Annotated in this window: 17 protein-coding genes; 4 read left to right on the top strand and 13 right to left on the bottom strand. The window is 64.5% G+C overall.

The genetic code is table 11. The annotated features are described in order from the left end of the window. Nucleotides 1–88: 88 nt before the first annotated feature. Entirely contained in the window at nt 89–733 is a 645-nt protein-coding gene (locus CXR03_RS08050; RefSeq protein ID WP_104054513.1) for a TIGR03085 family metal-binding protein, read from the top strand. 49 nt (nt 734–782) lie between these two features. Here the strand turns inward: CXR03_RS08050 and CXR03_RS08045 are convergent, their stop codons facing one another. The 8 genes from CXR03_RS08045 to CXR03_RS08005 all read right to left on the bottom strand — a co-directional run bounded on the left by CXR03_RS08045 (nt 783) and on the right by CXR03_RS08005 (nt 7534). Beyond that, nucleotides 783–1535, bottom strand: coding sequence for an SDR family oxidoreductase (locus CXR03_RS08045; RefSeq protein WP_104104043.1), 753 nt, complete (start codon nt 1533–1535; stop codon nt 783–785). Between the two features lie 142 nt (nt 1536–1677). Beyond that, nucleotides 1678–2718, bottom strand: a complete 1041-nt coding sequence (locus CXR03_RS08040; protein WP_104103229.1) for an NAD(P)-dependent alcohol dehydrogenase — start codon at nt 2716–2718, stop codon at nt 1678–1680. Between the two features lie 139 nt (nt 2719–2857). Continuing rightward, nucleotides 2858–3232, bottom strand: a complete 375-nt coding sequence (locus CXR03_RS08035) for a hypothetical protein (protein WP_104103227.1) — start codon at nt 3230–3232, stop codon at nt 2858–2860. Nucleotides 3233–3275: 43 nt separating this feature from the next. Beyond that, nucleotides 3276–4046 (bottom strand): imidazole glycerol phosphate synthase subunit HisF, encoded by a 771-nt coding sequence (gene hisF, locus CXR03_RS08030; RefSeq protein ID WP_104103226.1) that lies wholly within the window; start codon nt 4044–4046, stop codon nt 3276–3278. 11 nt (nt 4047–4057) lie between these two features. After that, nucleotides 4058–4903, bottom strand: a complete 846-nt coding sequence (hisG, locus tag CXR03_RS08025; RefSeq protein WP_104103224.1) for an ATP phosphoribosyltransferase — start codon at nt 4901–4903, stop codon at nt 4058–4060. Nucleotides 4904–4990: 87 nt separating this feature from the next. Beyond that, complete coding sequence (locus tag CXR03_RS08020) at nt 4991–5254, bottom strand: phosphoribosyl-ATP diphosphatase (RefSeq protein WP_104054518.1); 264 nt, start codon at nt 5252–5254, stop codon at nt 4991–4993. 211 nt (nt 5255–5465) lie between these two features. Further along, entirely contained in the window at nt 5466–6689 is a 1224-nt protein-coding gene (locus tag CXR03_RS08015; protein WP_104104042.1) for an SGNH/GDSL hydrolase family protein, read from the bottom strand. A gap of 539 nt (nt 6690–7228) precedes the next feature. Beyond that, nucleotides 7229–7534 (bottom strand): EthD family reductase, encoded by a 306-nt coding sequence (locus CXR03_RS08005; protein ID WP_104103222.1) that lies wholly within the window; start codon nt 7532–7534, stop codon nt 7229–7231. 200 nt (nt 7535–7734) lie between these two features. On the opposite strand from CXR03_RS08005, the gene CXR03_RS08000 reads away from it, so the two are divergent. Then, nucleotides 7735–8301: a hypothetical protein gene (locus tag CXR03_RS08000; protein WP_219816212.1), complete on the top strand. Its 567-nt coding sequence runs from the start codon at nt 7735–7737 to the stop codon at nt 8299–8301. A 25-nt stretch (nt 8302–8326) separates the two neighbouring features. Here the strand turns inward: CXR03_RS08000 and bsh are convergent, their stop codons facing one another. The 5 genes from bsh to CXR03_RS07975 form a co-directional block, all read right to left on the bottom strand. Further along, nucleotides 8327–9274, bottom strand: a complete 948-nt coding sequence (bsh, locus tag CXR03_RS07995) for a choloylglycine hydrolase (RefSeq protein ID WP_104103221.1) — start codon at nt 9272–9274, stop codon at nt 8327–8329. A 196-nt stretch (nt 9275–9470) separates the two neighbouring features. After that, complete coding sequence (locus tag CXR03_RS07990) at nt 9471–10760, bottom strand: MFS transporter (RefSeq protein WP_258073552.1); 1290 nt, start codon at nt 10758–10760, stop codon at nt 9471–9473. Then, complete coding sequence (locus tag CXR03_RS07985) at nt 10744–11511, bottom strand: pyrimidine reductase family protein (protein ID WP_104103219.1); 768 nt, start codon at nt 11509–11511, stop codon at nt 10744–10746. The genes CXR03_RS07990 and CXR03_RS07985 overlap by 17 nt, the downstream gene beginning before the upstream one ends. Next, a complete protein-coding gene (folP, locus tag CXR03_RS07980; protein ID WP_104103218.1) occupies nt 11508–12506 on the bottom strand; it encodes a dihydropteroate synthase in 999 nt (332 codons plus the stop codon). Before folP ends, CXR03_RS07985 begins: the two co-directional genes overlap by 4 nt. Nucleotides 12507–12541: 35 nt before the next feature. Further along, nucleotides 12542–13543 carry an Lrp/AsnC family transcriptional regulator gene (locus CXR03_RS07975; RefSeq protein WP_181034526.1) on the bottom strand — a complete coding sequence of 334 codons (1002 nt, stop codon included), beginning with the start codon at nt 13541–13543 and terminating at the stop codon, nt 12542–12544. Nucleotides 13544–13648: 105 nt separating this feature from the next. Here CXR03_RS07975 and CXR03_RS07970 point away from each other — a divergent pair, with 105 nt between their 5' ends. Both CXR03_RS07970 and CXR03_RS07965 read left to right on the top strand, forming a co-directional pair. Next, entirely contained in the window at nt 13649–15142 is a 1494-nt protein-coding gene (locus CXR03_RS07970; protein ID WP_104103215.1) for an MFS transporter, read from the top strand. After that, entirely contained in the window at nt 15139–16365 is a 1227-nt protein-coding gene (locus CXR03_RS07965; RefSeq protein ID WP_104103213.1) for a M20 family metallopeptidase, read from the top strand. Before CXR03_RS07970 ends, CXR03_RS07965 begins: the two co-directional genes overlap by 4 nt. Nucleotides 16366–16492 lie beyond the last annotated feature (127 nt).

Genomic DNA, 16492 nt, shown 5'->3' with positions numbered 1-16492 from the left:
GTATCGATTCTAGTGTGTTTGGCCGCAGCTCACTCTCCGGGCCCGTCGCCCGCGCCAAAAACCGCTGAACGTGCTAGTTTCAGCAGTGATGCGATACGTACAACCCTCCCGTGAAGTCCTGGCCGAAACGTTGCTTGCGGCCGGTCCTCAAGCGCCCACTTTGTGCGAAGGCTGGCTGACGAAAGACCTGGCTGCTCACCTGTATTTACGGGAGCACAAGCCTGCCGCCGCCCTGGGGTTTTTCCTGAAACCCTTCGCCGCTAAGACGGACAGGGCCATGGAGGAAACGGCAGCCAAGGCCTCCACCACCGAGGGCTATGCCAAGCTGGTCCGTGCCTTCCGCGCCGGTCCCCCGCGTCTGTCCCCCATGCATCTGAAAGCCGTGGACAACAGCGCCAACCTCGTCGAGTACTTCGTCCACACCGAAGACGTGCGCCGCGCGGGAGACCGCTGGGCGCCGCGCGCATTGGACGCCGGCTATTCGGATGCGCTGTGGGCGGAACTGATCAAGCGTGCCGCCCTGCTGTACCGAGGGGTGGACCTGGGCATAGTGCTGGTGCGGCCCGACGGACCGCGGCACGTTGCCAAGCGCGCTCCGGTGTCCGTGGCGATCATCGGTGAGCCGTGTGAGCTGCTCATGCACGCCCACGGCCGCACCAAGCAGGCACTGGTGATGTTCGAAGGCCAGCCGGACGCCGTCGCCCTTTTGGAAAGCGCCGATATCGGGATCTAGGCGCCGCTGGAATCCGACCGGTGGAAGCTGATTCCCTGCCGCCGCCAGGTCACCATGGCTGGTTGGCGGGCCCGATCGTGAACTCATTCACCGTAGTATCCGGAGGCAGGCCAAGTGCGTAGGCGACGACGTCGGCAACCCGCTCGGGACCGATCCCGTACCGCTGATACAGGGCCTGGGCACCTTCGGCGGTTTTCTCATCGCTGATCGTCTCCAGCAGTTCGGTGTTGATGGCTGCCGGATAGATCGTGGCGGTGCGGATGTTTGTACCTTCCGAGGCGGACTCCATGCGCAGCACTTCCATGAAATCGCGCAGGAACCATTTCGTTCCCCCGTACACAGCGCCGCCCGGGTACGCTTTCAGGCCGGCAACGGACGAGGTGGCTATGACGTGGCCGGACCGCTGGCGGGTGAAGACGGGCAGCACCGCCGCAATGCCGTTGAGTACACCGGTCACGTTCACCTCCACCATCCGGTGCCACTCATCGGTCTTGAGAGCGGACAACGGGCTGTTGGGCATCAGGCCGGCGTTGAGGAAAACGGCGTCCAAACCTCCGAACGCTTCCTGGGCCAGGCTCACGATCTCATCGTTGGAGGCCTGCACAGTGACGTCCAGGACCCGACTCACCGCTTCCCCGCCGGCCTTCTGGATCTGCGTGATGATTCGGTCCAGTTTGTCTTCGCGCCTCGCGCCCAGAACAACTTTGGCTCCCCGGGCGGCGAGCAGCTTCGCAGTTGCTTCACCGATCCCGGACGACGCGCCGGTGATTAGTACAACCTTGCCGGAAAGGTGGTTGGTCATCCGGTCCTCCTTGGTCACCATTCCAGTCTCCTGCCCGCCCGGCGGTTGCGGTAGTGGACGAGGCACGGAGGTGGCTGGCCGCCGCAAGTACGAAGGCGCCCCGCCAAACGGCGGGACGCCTTTGCTTCTACGGTGGTGAGACCTAGATAGTGGCCGCGTCGATGACGAAGCGGTACCGGACGTCGGACTTCAGCACGCGGTCGTAGGCGGTGTTGATTTCGGCGGCGTCGATCAATTCAATCTCCGGAGCAATGTTGTGCTCGGCGCAGAAGTCCAGCATTTCCTGGGTTTCGCCGATGCTGCCGATGCCCGAAGAAGCAAAGGAGCGGCGGTTTCCCATCAGGGCGAACACGGAGACCGGCAGCGGCTCGGGCGGGGCGCCAACGTTGACGATCGTGCCGTCCAGGCGGAGCAGGGACAGGTACTGCTGCATGTCCACCGGAGCGCTGACAGTGTTGATGATCAGGTCAAACGTGTTGGCCAGCTTCTCGAAGGTGCCCGCATCGCTCGTCGCGTAATAGTGCTCGGCACCAAACCGCAGGCCGTCATCCTGCTTGTTCAGCGACTGCGACAGCACGGTCACCTCAGCGCCCATGGCGGCGGCAATCTTTACGGCCATGTGGCCGAGTCCGCCCATGCCGACCACTGCCACCTTCTTGCCCGGTCCGGCGTTCCAGTGTGCCAGGGGCGAGTAGGTGGTGATGCCGGCGCACAGGAGCGGAGCTGCTGCCTCGTACGGGATGCTTTCGGGCACGCTCAGGACGAAGTCCTCAACGACGACGATGGACGTGGAATACCCGCCCTGGGTGATGGTTCCGTCGCGGTCCACGGCGGTGTAGGTTCCGGTGTTGCCCTTGAGGCAGTAATTCTCCATCCCGGCCTTGCAGTTCTCGCACTCGCGGCAGGAGTTGACCATGCAGCCAACGCCGACGCGGTCGCCGACTTTGTGGCGGGTAACGTCGGAGCCGACCTCGGCGACAGTGCCCACGATTTCGTGGCCCACCACCTGCGGATACTTGATGGGCCCCCACTCGCCGCGGACGGTGTGGATGTCGGAATGGCAGACACCGGCGTAGGCAATGTCGATCAGGACGTCGTGGGCACCGACGTCGCGCCGTTCAATGGTGGTGGGGACCAGATCATCGGTGGGCGAGGTGGCAGCGTAAGCGCGTGCGGTAGTCATATTTCTCCATGCTTTGGGGGAACAGTGCCGTAGGGCACTTAAGACACAAGTCCACTGTGACTCCGTTTATTTCCGCTGCACCCGGCAGCTGCGCCGCTTCCTCCGCCCAAGCCGAAAGTGAGCGCCCAAAGGAGCCGGATTAGAAATATGCGTAGGGATCGCTGAGGGCAGAAATCATGCCGGCGGCGACGATGAGGACCGTCACGACTGAGAAGGCCAAAAACGGCCACCATCTCTGGACCCACGTGCCGACCTGCCGGAATCGGAGAGTCGCATACAACGAGACGCCGGCACAGGGCAGCCACACAAAGGAGAAGATCACGAATGCAATCTCCATTCCCCCCTCGTAGCAGCCGGAGCCGTAACCGGTTTCCGGCGTGCACACCATCCGGCTGGGGTAATACCCAAGATTCATCCCGAGCCACAGGGCTGGCAGGGCGCATACCATTGCGCCTGCCAGCACCAGCACTGCAGAGCCCACGCTCAGCACGCTTGAGCGTGTATATATCCCCATGCTGCCACCCTAGCTGGAGGGGACGCTTCTTAGCGTGAGCGTCCTAGCGGACCGGGAACCCAGCCTCGCGGATGGCCTGCTTGACGTCGGCGATGGCATGGTCGGGCCCGAAGTGGAACACCGACGCAGCCAAAACCGCGTCCGCACCGGCGATGACGGCGGCCGGGAAATGCTCCGGCTTGCCGGCTCCCCCGGAGGCGATCAGCGGAACCTTCACCGCGGCGCGCACGGCCCGAATCATTTCGATATCGAAGCCTTCGCGGGTGCCGTCGGCGTCGATGGAGTTCAGCAGGATCTCCCCCACGCCCCGGTCGGCGGCTTCGCGGGCCCAGGCAACGGCGTCGATCCCGGTTCCCCGGCGGCCGCCGTGGGTGGTGATTTCAAACCCCGACGGCGTGGCGCCGTCGTGCGTCCGCCGGGCGTCCACGGAAAGCACCAGCACCTGCGAACCGAAGTGGCGGGTGATTTCGTCGATGACATCCGGGCGGGCGACGGCGGCGGAGTTGATGGAGGCCTTGTCCGCGCCGGAGCGCAGCAGCTTATCCACGTCCGCGATGCCGCGCACTCCCCCGCCGACCGTCAGCGGAATGAACACTTCCTCCGCTGTCCGGGAGACGACGTCGAACACGTTGTCCCGGTTGCCCGAGGACGCGGTGACGTCCAGGAACGTCAGCTCGTCGGCGCCGGCTTTGTCATACCGGTGCGCGAGTTCCACCGGATCCCCGGCGTCGCGCAGGCCCTCAAAGTTGATGCCTTTGACCACGCGGCCGGCGTCAACGTCCAGGCAGGGGATGACACGGATGGCAACACTCATGGCGCGCTCCCCTAGATCCGGCAGGCGTGGATGGTGCTGACGAGGATGGCGCGGGCGCCGATGTCGTACAGCTCGTCCATGATCCGGTTGGTGTCGGTGCGCTTGACCATGGAGCGCACGGCCACCCAGTCGGAGTCCTGCAGCGGGGAAACGGTGGGCGATTCCAGGCCGGGGGTGCGGGCGGCGGCTTCCTCGAGCAGCTCGCGGCGCACGTCATAGTCCATCATCACGTACTGGCGTGCCACCAGGACGCCGCGCAGGCGGCGGATTAGCACGTCCAGGCCGGCCGGGTGCTCGGCGTCCTTGCGGCCGATCAGCACGGCCTCGGACTTCAGGATGGGCTCGCCGAAGATTTCCATGCCGGCGGCGCGGAGGGTGGTGCCGGTTTCGACGACGTCGGCAATCGCGTCGGCGACACCGAGGCGCACGGAGGATTCCACGGCGCCGTCGAGCCGGACCACGGAGGCGGTGATGCCGCGTTCGGCCAGGTAGGCGCGCAGCAGGCCGTCGTAGCTGGTGGCCACGCGCTTGCCTTCGAGCTGGTCAATGGTGGTGAAGTCCCCCACGGGGCCGGCGAAGCGGAAGGTGGAGGCGCCGAAGCCGAGGCTCATCAATTCCTCGGCATCCACCTGGGCGTCGAGGAAGAGGTCACGGCCGGTGAGGCCGACGTCGAGCGTTCCGGCGCCCACGTACACGGCAATGTCGCGGGGGCGGAGGAAGAAGAATTCGACGTCGTTGTCCGGGTCCACCATGACCAGTTCACGGCTGTCGCGGCGCTGGCGGTAGCCCGCCTCGTTGAGCATGGCGGAGGCGGATTCGGACAGGGCACCCTTGTTGGGTACGGCTACACGGAGCATGGGTTGCATCTTTCGCTGGAAGTTTTGTCGCTGCTAAAGGGAGTAATTCGACCGGCGGGCCACACACTGACTGAGGTCAGCGCGCGGCTAGAGATGCTTGTAGACGTCCTGCAGGGTCAGGCCTTTGGCGAGCATCAGGACCTGGAGGTGGTAGAGCAGCTGAGAGATTTCTTCGGCGCATTCGGCATCAGATTCGTATTCGGCGGCCATCCATACTTCGGCGGCCTCCTCAACAACCTTCTTACCGATGCCATGGACGCCCGACTCGAATTCGGCCACGGTGCGTGACCCGGCGGGGCGGTCCTGAACTTTCTTGCTCAGCTCGGCAAAGAGGTCTTCGAAGGTTTTCACAGAGTCAAGGGTACGCTGTGGCGCGGCTTTCACCCCATTTTGGCTTCGACACATGACATCTCACGTGTTGTGGGAACCTCTCCCCTGTTTCATCTTGGATGCAACACGGGGCTACATTGTCTGCGCTCCCGACGGCTGAATCGACCCGGACCCGTTGGATTGCATGACTTTGGGAACCACCCCTTCGGGCGGTCCCCAAAGTCCTCGTTTGCTAGCGGCTGCAAATGTCCTGAAGGCGAACCGCTGACGCCATGGCCGCGTAGCCTGCGTCATTGGGATGCAGGTGGTCACCGGGATCGAACTGGGGCCGGATGCGGCTGCGGTCACGGGGGTCCCGGACCGCGGCGTCGAAATCGATGACGGCATCAAATTCTCCGGACGTACGGATCCAGAAGTTCACCGCCTGGCGGTCCTGCTCGCCCTGGTCGCTGTAGTAGCCGGCACCGCCGTAGGGGGTCAATGTGGCACCAACCACCCTGATGCCATGGTCATGGGCACGGTCAATGAACTGCCGATAAACGGCGATAAGTGAAGCCGGGTCCAGCGCTCCGCCTGTCCGGCCTATGTCATTGATCCCCTCAAGGAGAACCACGCTCCGCACACCCGTCTGGTCAATGACGTCATCCTCGAACCGTGCCAGCGCCGAGATCCCGGCGGTACCTGCATCCTCCAACACCCGGTTGCCACTGATTCCGGAGTTGAGCACACCGCATTGCCGGGCCTCGGGCCGACGGAGCAATCGGTCGGCAACCTGATCGGGGTACCGCCGATTGGCATCAACAGTCGAGGCATATCCGTCTGTGATCGAGTCGCCGAAGAAGACCACCGAACCAAGTGCGTTTGAAGACGTGTCTATTCCTTCCAGGAAGTACCGTGACGTGTCCAGCACGTCATACGACTCCGCTGGGCCGGAGGTTGCGTTTCCTGCCGCACGGTACGACGTCGCCATTCCAAGGCTGTGGACGGACGCCGGTCCTGTTGGGCCGGGCAGATACATGCTGACCGTGAGATCGGAGTTGCTTTTCACCGGCAGCTGCACCGGATCGGAGACCCACTCGGCACCCGCTGGGATAGTCACTGATTCGGCGCCGTCGAACGTCACTTGACGCAGCTGGCCCGGGTCCGGGTCCTCAGCGGCAGAGCCGGGAAATACTGTGGCTGAGCCAACCACCAACGGGGTGGTGCCGAAATCGTTACTGATGCGGATCCGCAAGCTGTCTCCCCCGATGGACAGATGGGCGGTCTGCCGGAGTGTGGCGTCGGTAAACCCGCTTCCGGAGATGCTGTCCGCCGCTCCGGCGGGTGTCATGGCGGCAGCCCAGCTGCCGATCCATGGTGTTGAGGGCCGTGTTCGCCCCGTAATGTGGTCCGGGCCGACAGCGTTGGAGCTGGCTTCATCACCCGGGATTGGTGCTTGGTCGGTTTGATTTGTCATCACCGCACCAGCCGTTGGGAAGCTCAGTGCAGCGGCTAAAAGACCGGCCATGAAGAAACCGGACAGTGTTGATGGTGATTTCACGGTGCACTCCTTTGTGCTCATTTTCCGGGTGGCAGGGGCCAGCCGTGTGGTCACGCTAGCACCGGGATTTGTCGCGGAAATGCTGCAGAGATCAAGTTGCCTCAGCAAAACCAGGGAAACGGGCTACACGGTTGTTTTGACCGGTTCTGTCTCTGAGTGTGGGAGTCCGCGCTGAGTCTCCAGCCTGTCATGGGCCGCACCTTCCCCGGCACCGTGACGAGAACGCCGCTGAGCGGAACGCAGTGGACAATCACAGCACCGGAACAAAGTTCCCCGACACCATGTCCGACTCCAAGGAAGACTTCTTCGCGTGGCTGAAATCGGATTCCTTCAAAGCCCTCGCACTCCGATGACCAGGCTCCGGGCCTGCAGGCACCCAACGCCGTCGCTTCCTACACCGTCATCAAGGACACCGCAGCCTAACCCGGCGCCCCACCCAGCCCCGGCGCCCCGCTTTAGCTTTCTTCGATGTCGGAAAACAGTGCCTTGAACGTTGTTCCCGTCGCAGTCAACTGACCGAACAGGTCGGCAGCCGCCGAGGTCGTCACGGCGGCTGAGGCGTCGTCGTAGCTGTCGAAATAAAGGTCCAGGGTCCGGTGGGCCGGAGTAGGAGAGCCGTTTTCCTTCGGCCAGACCTTCCCTGCCTCATACCGGCGCAGCTTCGGCAGTTGCTTGGCACTGTCTTTGATGCCTATATAAGCGGACTCGAAGGCTTCGGGATCGCCGGGGTTGTCGATGACGAAGGTGATTTTGGTGGGCATGATTCTCTCCTGTTCAGATAGGCGGGGGGGTACATCGTGCCCGACGGCGGCGAGCCAGACAACAGTGATCCGGTCCTGATGGATCGGGAGGCTAGCCTGGCCGGCGCCGGCCTGCATCAACGTCAGAGACCATCATTGCTGACTCGATAGAATTGATGGCGCTCAACAGTTACCCCCATTAGTGAGAACGAGGCGGCAGAATGTCCAACCACCCAACACCCGAACGCCCCGAACCGACGCCGATCCCCAACCCGGGCCGGACCCTCACCGTGTGGGAGGACGGGGTGCAGCTGGACTTCACCTTCGCAGACTGCATGAAGTACCACGGACCGGGATTTCCCGGCGGTGTGGCGCATGCCTTCGCGGCACTGGGACGGGCGTTGCCGGAGCTCGCAGCCCGCAGTGGGAACGGCAGGGTCGAGCGCCGCGATATCCGGGTGCGCACCCCGTTCGGAGGGCCCGGCGCCCGGGACGCTTTCGAGCTCGTCACCCGAGCGGTCACCGGGGAACGCTACGCGGTGCTTCCTGAACTGGCCCGCCCGGAGCGGGGCAACACCCTGGCCCGCTACGTCTTCGAGCTGAGCACCCCGGAAGCCTCTGTGACCTGCGTGCTCCGGGATGACGGCATCGTGGCGGATGAGTTCATCGAACTAACTGCCAAGCCGGACAAAACTGCCGCCGAACTGGCGCATCTGGAGGTCCTCAAGCTTGAGATGCGCGACCGCATCCTTGAGCGCGATCCAGCCCGCGTCTACGACCTGGAGTAACCAGGCGCGGATCAGGTGCCCGATGCTAGACCACCACGAGCTGAGATCCGTCGGTCTTGTAGCTGGACATTGCGGCGCTCTGGATTGCCGGGTCCTCGTAGGTGTTCCAGTAATACGTCATGGTGCGGGCCGAAAATAGACCGGTGTAGGTGGTCTTCTCGAACTCCCCGTCCCCCATGGCGGCGCTGCCCTCCACCATCGCGACCTGCTGGAGGGTATGGAACGCCCGGCTGACGTTCTCCTCCTCGGTGGTCTTCTGCGGATAGTGCGCGTTGACGTAGGCCGCGCGCACAAACCGCGACGGCGAATAATAGTCGCCGGGAATCCCGCGCATCAGCGAACCGGATCCGAACGGAACCAGGTGTGCCTGGTTGAGCACCACCTCTTCCGGGAAGTCGGGTGACGCGTTGAGGTAGTTGCGCAGGTTTTCATGGTGCCAGTTGAAGCCGGGCTGATTCGCCAGGACATCGACGTCGTTGTGGAACACCTGCATACCCTCGCTCGTGTGCTCCACAACAATGGCACGCTTGGAATCGCCAATAATCCAGTGCAGCAGCGAGCTCGGGTACTTGTCATTAATCGGCCGGTCCACAATGACGACGCTCTCCAGTGCCGTCTCCACCTCGTCAACCGTGGCGAACTGGGAGGCTACCCAGAGCGGAAATTCAAAGGCGGGAACATTCGTCTTGCCCTCGACAGGTTCGGGCGCATACTGCGCATAGCCCGGGAAGTTGAGCCCGCCAACGGCCAGGCCGGCATCATTGCCGCAGTCAAAGTAAAGCGGCGTGTCCTCCTGCACAATTCCCATGCCCATAACGGCGTGCTGAATCTTCGGCACCGCGCCAAACGGTGACTTGGTGGCATATCCGGTGGGCGTCACCACCACGCGCTCCCCGAAGTCGGACGTCCAGTCGAGGTTGCGTGCGAAATAGAGGTTGCCGCTGCCATCCGTGAACCTGATGCCTGTGCACATGTTGCTGCTCCCTGTCATTGGCGAAACCCCAACGAAGCTCCGCCTGTTCGGTGGTCCTGCTGCAGTGTTCAGCCTAGGTCCGGACCCTCCGCCCGCGGCAGGCTTCCCCGCCGAATTCGACGCAACCTGGACCATTTTGGGGTGCAGGGCCTTACCGGCTGTGTCGTTCGAATGAGAACCGATCCCTGACGGCCGGTTACCGCCCCGCAGCCTCCACCACTGAGGTACGCCGCGCCCAGACCAGCACGGGAATGAGCAGCAGAGCCAGGATTCCGCCGGACAAGGCAAGCGTGGCGTAGCTGGTTCCGGCCATGACGACGCCGGACAGCATGCCGCCGCCGGCTCCGGCCAGGGCCACCAGCACATCGATTCTGCCCTGCACCTGCGGACGGGTCTCCGGCGCGGTGTGGTCGACCACCAGTGCCGTGCCCGCGATGAGGCCGAAGTTCCAGCCCAGGCCCAGCAGCGCCAGGGCGAGGATCAGCAGGCCCAGCGATTCTCCCGGCGCCAGGGCCGCCGTGACTCCGGCGAGCAGCAGGGTTACGCCCGCAGCCGCCGCCATGGGAAGCCGGCCCACCCGGTCCACCAGCACGCCGGTCACCAGGGAGGGCAGGTACATCGCCCCTATATGAATGCCAATCACGAGGCCCACGTCGGCCAGTCCGTGATGGTGGACCCGCATGTGAACCGGCGTCATGGTCATGATGGCCACCATGGCGATTTGGGTCAGTACCATCACGGCTGCGCCGGCATACGCTCCGTTTCCCGGCCGCGCCGGAGCCGGAGCCGCCGCACCCGCGGCGGCAGCGGCGTCGTCGGCCGCTCCCGCGTTCAACCGTCGGGCGAGCAGGAACGGATCGGGGCGCATCAGCGCCAGCAGTACGACGCCGGCTGCCAGGTACGCTGCTCCGGCCAGCAGGAAGGGACCCGCCAGGGCAGGGATACCCAGGCCGTCGGCCAGACGGCCCATGGGCGTGACCAGGTTGGGACCGGCCACCGCGCCGAGCGTCGTGGAGACCATGGCAATGCTGATTGCCTGGCCGCGACGCGCCGGCGGCGCCAGATCAGTGCCCGCATAGCGGGCCTGCAGGTTGGTGGCGGTGCCCGCCCCATAAACGAAAAGTGCGGCAAACAGCAGCGCCGGGCTGCCGACGACGGCGGCCAGGACCACTCCCAGGGCACCCGCTCCGCCGGCGGCAAATCCGGCCCCGAGGCCCACCCGCCGGCCTGACCGCTGGGTCACCCGTCCCACGAGGTACGCGGTCAGCGCGGAGCCCAGAGTGAACAATCCCGCGGGCAGACCGGCGAGGCCGTCAGAGCCCAGCATTTCCTGCGCCAGAAGGGCACCAACCGTGACGCCGGCGGCCAGTCCTGCCCCGCCGAGGACCTGGCTCATGATGACCACTGTCAGGGTTCGGCGCTGCACGCGGGCACGGGTCGCCTCATCGAGGGCGGCCGGTCCCCCGGCGTCAGGCGGGCGGTTCACTGCGGTACCGCAGAAGCAGTGTGTCGCCGCCGCGGAGGACCTGCATCAGTTCCAGGCGGCGCGGCGGCGCTGCCTCGGGTGCTCCGGCGGTGATGCGCAGGGCGCTGCCCGCCGCCAGAAGCGGGCTGATCGTCAGGCACAATTCATCCACGAGGCCCGCAGCCTGGAAGGAGCCAAAGAGCTGCGGGCCACCCTCACAGAGCACCCGGTCAAATCCTCGTTCCGCGAGGACGCCTGCGGCATGTTTCGGCTCCACGGCCCGTTCCCCTGCCACGACGACGTCGGCAACACGTTCCAGCGCGGCCCTCCTTTCTGCCGCGGCGGTGGCTGCGGTCAGGATCAACGGCCGCACCGGAGCCTGCTCGAAGAGCGGTCCGTCCGGGTCCAGGTCCAGCCGTCCGGAGACGATCGCGACTGCCGGATGGGAGGCCATTCCGCGGGAGGTACGCCAGGCCTGGCTTTCCGCCTCCAAAAGTTCACCCACATATCCTTCGGCGCGTACCGTGCCCGCCCCCACCAGAAGCACGTCGGCGGTGCGCCGGAGCAGCCCGAACACCCGGTGGTCCGCGCCGTCCCCCAAGCCGCCGGAACGCCCGGCCACTGCGGCGGCGCCGTCAGCGGATGCCACAAAGTTGAACCGGAAGTGCGGTCGGCCCGGCGGTGCCTGGGCCATATCCCACGCATAGGCTGCCAGCAGGTCATCATCGCTGAGCTGCCTGGCAGGACCTGCAGCGGTAATCGGCACGGTCATGCCGGCACGGCCGTCTCGTTGAACTCGCCCATATTGTGGCGAAGGTAGGCGGGAGCCCGCCAGCCGAGGATGGCCTCGGTCATTCGGATGGCCCTGGATGCGGCGGGAACGTTGTGCATCCGAAGGATTCTGGCGCCGTTCATAATGCTGGCGACGCCCGCAGCGAGGGATCCCTCCACCCGGTCCGGTTTCGCTGCATCAAGGGTTTCGCCGACAAAGTCCTTGTTGGAGACCGCGGCCAGCACCGGATAGCCCAGTGCCGCGATTTCGGCGAGCCGGCGGGTGAGCTCGAGGGAATGGAGGGTGTTCTTGTTAAGGTCGTGGCCCGGGTCGATGATGATCTTCTCCGGGGAAACCCCCAGGTCCTGGGCATATCCAACCCGCCGCCGCAGGAACTCCGCCACTTCAGCGACCACGTCACCGTACTGCGGACGGGGATAGGCAGTGCGCGGAGCCGCCAGACTATGCGTGATCACCAGATGCACGCCGGCGTCTGCGGCTACGCGGGCAAGATCGGGATTGGCCAGGCCGGTGGTGTCATTGATGACGGTGGCGCCGGCGGCGATGGCTGCTTCGGCAACTGACGGCAGGAACGTGTCCGCGGAAATGATCACGTCAGAGCTCGCCCGAACAGCTTGGATTACGGGGATCACCCGGGCGATTTCCTCCGCGGCGGCCAGCGCCGGCCCGGGGGCAAACGGAACGCCGCCGATATCCACCCAGTCGGCGCCGTCGTGCACTGCCTGTACCGCTGCGCCTACTGCCGCATCCAGCGCAAAGGTGCGTCCGGCGTCGTAAAACGAGTCCGGGGTGCGGTTGATGATGGCCATGAGCGCCACCTGGCGGCGGAAGTCGAGAGTGCGTTCCCCGATCTGCCGGATGGGGTGCAGCAGGGGCGGTTCATACGCGCCTGCGGGCTGGTCCGGGTCCGGGTCATCATTGACGCTGGCGTTGACGCTGTTGCCGGCAGCGGATGCCGGGCGAGACAAACTCATGATTGCATCCTACGGCGCGGCGGCGCGGGAGAGCGCTAAACGGCATGAAGGTTGTTACGTCCGGTGGCCCGCCCTCGAGCGTCCAGGATCTGCCCCAACTGCTTCACGCTGCGCATAACAACGGACCGGTCCACCGTGGAAACCCCGGGCAGCTTCACTTCCAGTTGCTGTTCCAAGCGCTGGATTTCCGCCAGGCTCTTCAGCCAGACGCCCATAATCAGGTCATACGGCCCGATGGTGTGCGTAACCACGCGGAGCTCCTCGAGCTGACGCAGCCGCACTGCAATACCATCCAGCTTGGAGGCAGGAACACGCAGGAAATACCAGGCACTCACCGGCCACCCCGACCCAGCCCGCACCACCTCGGTGCGCTGATTCATCCGCCCGGAAGCTGCCATCTGCGCCATGGTGTCACGTATGTGGCGGGGGCTTAGGTCCAAGGCAGCCCCGATGGCCGTCGCCGGAGCACGTCCGTCCTGGTTCAGGACCGCGATGATCTCCTGTTCCAATGCTGGGTTGCGTCCTGTTGCCCTGCTGCCGGTGACGGTTGCCAGGCGCTGCACCTGCTTCGTCTCACTGGCGTCCAGCGCCCGGATCCGCCATGAGCTGGCCTCGTAGATGTTGCGCGCAATCGGGTGGCTCCGGGCCGATTCTATTCCCTGGATCAACGGCAGCTCCTCCAACAGGTAAGTCCACAGCGCCGCTTCGCTGGGAGCGGCGATAGTGGCCACTAAGTCACGTCCACCCGCTGTGAGATCCACACCGATGGCTTCCGGCGTTTCCGCCAGTGCGGAGGCAACACGCTGGTTCGCTCCCGAATGGCAGTTGACCTCCACCAGCGCGCCCGCTTCCCAGCTGCACGGATCAAAGGTGCTGATCCACGCCGCGCCGGAAGCGCTCAGATCCTGCCATCGGCGGTTGAGGGTGGCGGGGTCAGCCCCGATGACAGGGGCCAGCTGTGCCCACGGTGCCCGCGGGGCGATTTGCAGGGCGTTGATAATCCTTAAATCCAACGGATTTAGATCATAATCATGCACTGGTACCTCATCCTCTGTCTTGATCATGCAATCCAAGCCCTGTAACGGACAATATCTGTATTTTGGGGACGACGATACCAGCACGCCCCCCCCCCGACAGATCGGATGAGCATGAAGTCCTCTCCCATAGCAGGCGCCAAGGCAACGGCAGCCGGCGGCGCCGTCGGCTTCCTGATTGTCATGGAATTCGGCTCCGGCCTGCTGCAGGGCTGGTTTCCGCCGCTGCTGGCCCGGATCGGCACCGAATTCAATGTTGGTGACGCAGCATTGAATTGGGTCAGCGTGGTCTACCTGCTCATGACCGTCGCGTTTGTGCCGATCATCGGCAAGCTGGGTGATCTCTACGGCCACAAACGGTTGCTGCTGGTCACCGTCACCCTGGTGGCAGTCGGGTCGGTGATCGTTGCCTTTGCGCCAAGTTTCAGCATCCTGCTGCTCGGCCGTGCACTGCAGGCACCACTGGGGGCCTTCCTCCCTCTCGAGTTCGCCATCGTCCGCAGCAAGAGCGAGGAAACCGCCGGCCGCAGCATCGCTAAGCTGGTCGGCGCGCTGACCGTGGGCGGAGCGATCGGGGCGATGGTATCCGGCATCCTCCTGGCCATGGTGGACAACCTGACCATCGTTCTCCTGGTGCCGGCGGTGTTCATGTTCCTCTGCATTCCCGTTGTTGCGTGGCTGGTCCCCGAAACCACTCTGCGAAGCGCCGGAACCGTTGACTGGCCTGGTGCAGCCCTTCTCACCACCGGCTTGCTGTCCACGCTGCTGGGCATCGCAAACGCGAGCAACTGGGGCTGGACTTCAGGCCTGACCATCGGCTCGATCGTGTTCGGACTTGTGCTGCTGGCCGTGTGGCTGCAGGTGGAGCGCCGGGTTAAATATCCCCTCGTCGATCTTCAGGTGCTCACCACCTCCGGCATTGGCCTGCCGATTCTGGGCGCATCCCTGTTTGGTGCGCAGATGTTCGGTTCCCAGACTGCGGGCGCGCTGTTCATCATGACCAACCCGGACACGCACGGATTCGGCCTTGGCTTGGATGCAGCCAGTGTTGGCATCGTGTTCCTGGTCCTGGCACTGGCCACCTTCTCCGGTGCCACCCTCGGCGACCGAATCGCCGCCCGCATCACCGCTAAATCCACCGTAGTGTTGGGCTCTCTGCTGGGCGTCCTGTCGTATGCAGCCATGATCGGCGTCTCTGCCAGCACGGTCCCCTTCCTGTCCGCAATGCTGATCGGCGCCTTCGGCAACGGATTAATCCTCGGCGTCCTTCCGGCAATTGTGGTGAAAAAAGCACCTGAGGACTCTGTCGCAGTCGCTTCAGCCCTCTACAACACATCGCGGACCGCTGCCGGGTCGGTGGGCGGTGCCGTATTTGCTCTGGTCATGTCCGCTTTCCTGGTGACCCTCCAGATTGACGGCGAGACCACGACCGCTTCCGGTAACACGTCCTATCTCCTGGTCTGGGGCATCTGCGCAGTTCTGTCGCTCGTCTTGGCACTGGTGGCATTGAAATTCCGCGGCACTGACGAAAACCGCGCACCGCAAAGCGCCGGCACTGAATCAACCCCGTCCGCACCGCCCCAGAAGGAGCACAAAGCATGAGCACGACGACGACGTCCGTCACCGCCAAGGCGGCTGTCCAGGAACGATTGGCCCGGCATCGGTCGGCGCTACTGGCCCTGTCTGCACAGCTGCACGCCGATCCTGAGGTTGCTTTCGAGGAACACCGCTCGGCTGCAAGGGTTTCCGCAGTGCTTGAAGAGGCAGGGTTTGACACCGTCGTGGGCTGTTACGGTTTGCCCACCGCGGTGGAAGCAGTTTACGGATCGGGTTCCTTTCGAGTCGTGATCTGCGCCGAATATGATGCGCTGCCCGGGATCGGCCATGCGTGCGGGCACAACATCATTGCCGCGTCCACCGTAGGGGCAGCGCTTTCTCTGGCTGCAGTAGCGCAGGAGCTGGATCTGACGGTGGTTTTGCTGGGCACTCCTGCGGAGGAAGACGGCGGCGGCAAGGTTCTGCTGTTGAACGCCGGCGCCTTCGCAAATGCCCACCTCGCTTTATCGGCCCATCCCACATCTGGGGTGGATATAGACTGCACCGGAACGTCGTCGCAGGGCTGCGACCGGTTCCACGTACAGTTCCGGGGAAAGGCTTCGCACGCCGCAGTTGCACCGTCAGCCGGGGTCAATGCCCTGAATGCGGCAACCGTGGCACAGGTGGCCATTGGCCTGCTGCGCCAGCAGCTGCCTGACGGCGTCCGCATCAATGCCCTCGTCACCGCCGGCGGTTCCGCCATCAATGTCATTCCAGAACATGCAGAACTGACACTCGAAGTGCGCGCCCGGGATGCTGCCATCCAAAACGACGTTGCACATAAGGTCCTGCTGGCCTGCGAAGGGGCAGCGCTGGCCACCGGATGCAGCTGGTCAACCGAGCAGCCGTCCCCTGCCTACCTCCCGCTCAGGCAGCATGAAGGCCTTCTTGAACTGTGGAACCGGAACCTCTCTGCGACGGGCCGCACCCTGATCCGTCCGCCCGCGGGCGGCAGCGGAGGCGGTTCCACTGACATGGGAAACGTGTCGCAGGCGATGCCTGCCATCCATCCGGTCATTGCAGTGCTCGGATCACAAGGAATGCCGCATACTGCCGCATTTGCCGATGAAACCTGCGGCCCGGAAGCCGACTCGGCCGTAATGGATGCGGCTCTGGCCCTGGCCTGGACCGTTGTCGATGCTGCCGCCGCTCCGGAGCTGCGGGCGTCCCTGTGCCAGGCGCGCGACGAGCGGTGGCGGTTTGCAGACGCATTAGCGGTCGGAGAATAGCTGTTTCTGCCGTACAGGCACTGAGCCGCTGCCAGGCCTTTCCCGGGCTCCCCGCCCGCGGGAGCAGCGGGCAACTCCCCTGCTAGCATGCACTGACGCCGTGACGCACGCGTACGAACGAACTGAA

This window comes from Arthrobacter sp. 08Y14 (genome assembly GCF_002929455.1).
Lineage (GTDB): Bacteria > Actinomycetota > Actinomycetes > Actinomycetales > Micrococcaceae > Arthrobacter_B > Arthrobacter_B sunyaminii.
This window is presented reverse-complemented; position numbering and strand designations above follow the sequence as displayed.

What these genes read in the sequence shown, in the direction of transcription:
- CXR03_RS08000 (WP_219816212.1), top strand. Translation starts at nt 7,735, where the DNA reads ATGTCCAACCACCCAACACCCGAACGCCCCGAACCGACGCCGATCCCC.
- CXR03_RS07970 (WP_104103215.1), top strand. Translation starts at nt 13,649, where the DNA reads ATGAGCATGAAGTCCTCTCCCATAGCAGGCGCCAAGGCAACGGCAGCC.
- bsh (WP_104103221.1), bottom strand. Translation starts at nt 9,274, where the DNA reads ATGTGCACAGGCATCAGGTTCACGGATGGCAGCGGCAACCTCTATTTC.
- CXR03_RS07985 (WP_104103219.1), bottom strand. Translation starts at nt 11,511, where the DNA reads ATGACCGTGCCGATTACCGCTGCAGGTCCTGCCAGGCAGCTCAGCGAT.
- CXR03_RS07965 (WP_104103213.1), top strand. Translation starts at nt 15,139, where the DNA reads ATGAGCACGACGACGACGTCCGTCACCGCCAAGGCGGCTGTCCAGGAA.
- CXR03_RS08040 (WP_104103229.1), bottom strand. Translation starts at nt 2,718, where the DNA reads ATGACTACCGCACGCGCTTACGCTGCCACCTCGCCCACCGATGATCTG.
- hisG (WP_104103224.1), bottom strand. Translation starts at nt 4,903, where the DNA reads ATGCTCCGTGTAGCCGTACCCAACAAGGGTGCCCTGTCCGAATCCGCC.
- CXR03_RS08015 (WP_104104042.1), bottom strand. Translation starts at nt 6,689, where the DNA reads ATGACAAATCAAACCGACCAAGCACCAATCCCGGGTGATGAAGCCAGC.
- CXR03_RS08005 (WP_104103222.1), bottom strand. Translation starts at nt 7,534, where the DNA reads ATGCCCACCAAAATCACCTTCGTCATCGACAACCCCGGCGATCCCGAA.
- CXR03_RS08035 (WP_104103227.1), bottom strand. Translation starts at nt 3,232, where the DNA reads ATGGGGATATATACACGCTCAAGCGTGCTGAGCGTGGGCTCTGCAGTG.
- folP (WP_104103218.1), bottom strand. Translation starts at nt 12,506, where the DNA reads ATGAGTTTGTCTCGCCCGGCATCCGCTGCCGGCAACAGCGTCAACGCC.
- CXR03_RS08045 (WP_104104043.1), bottom strand. Translation starts at nt 1,535, where the DNA reads ATGACCAACCACCTTTCCGGCAAGGTTGTACTAATCACCGGCGCGTCG.
- CXR03_RS08050 (WP_104054513.1), top strand. Translation starts at nt 89, where the DNA reads ATGCGATACGTACAACCCTCCCGTGAAGTCCTGGCCGAAACGTTGCTT.
- hisF (WP_104103226.1), bottom strand. Translation starts at nt 4,046, where the DNA reads ATGAGTGTTGCCATCCGTGTCATCCCCTGCCTGGACGTTGACGCCGGC.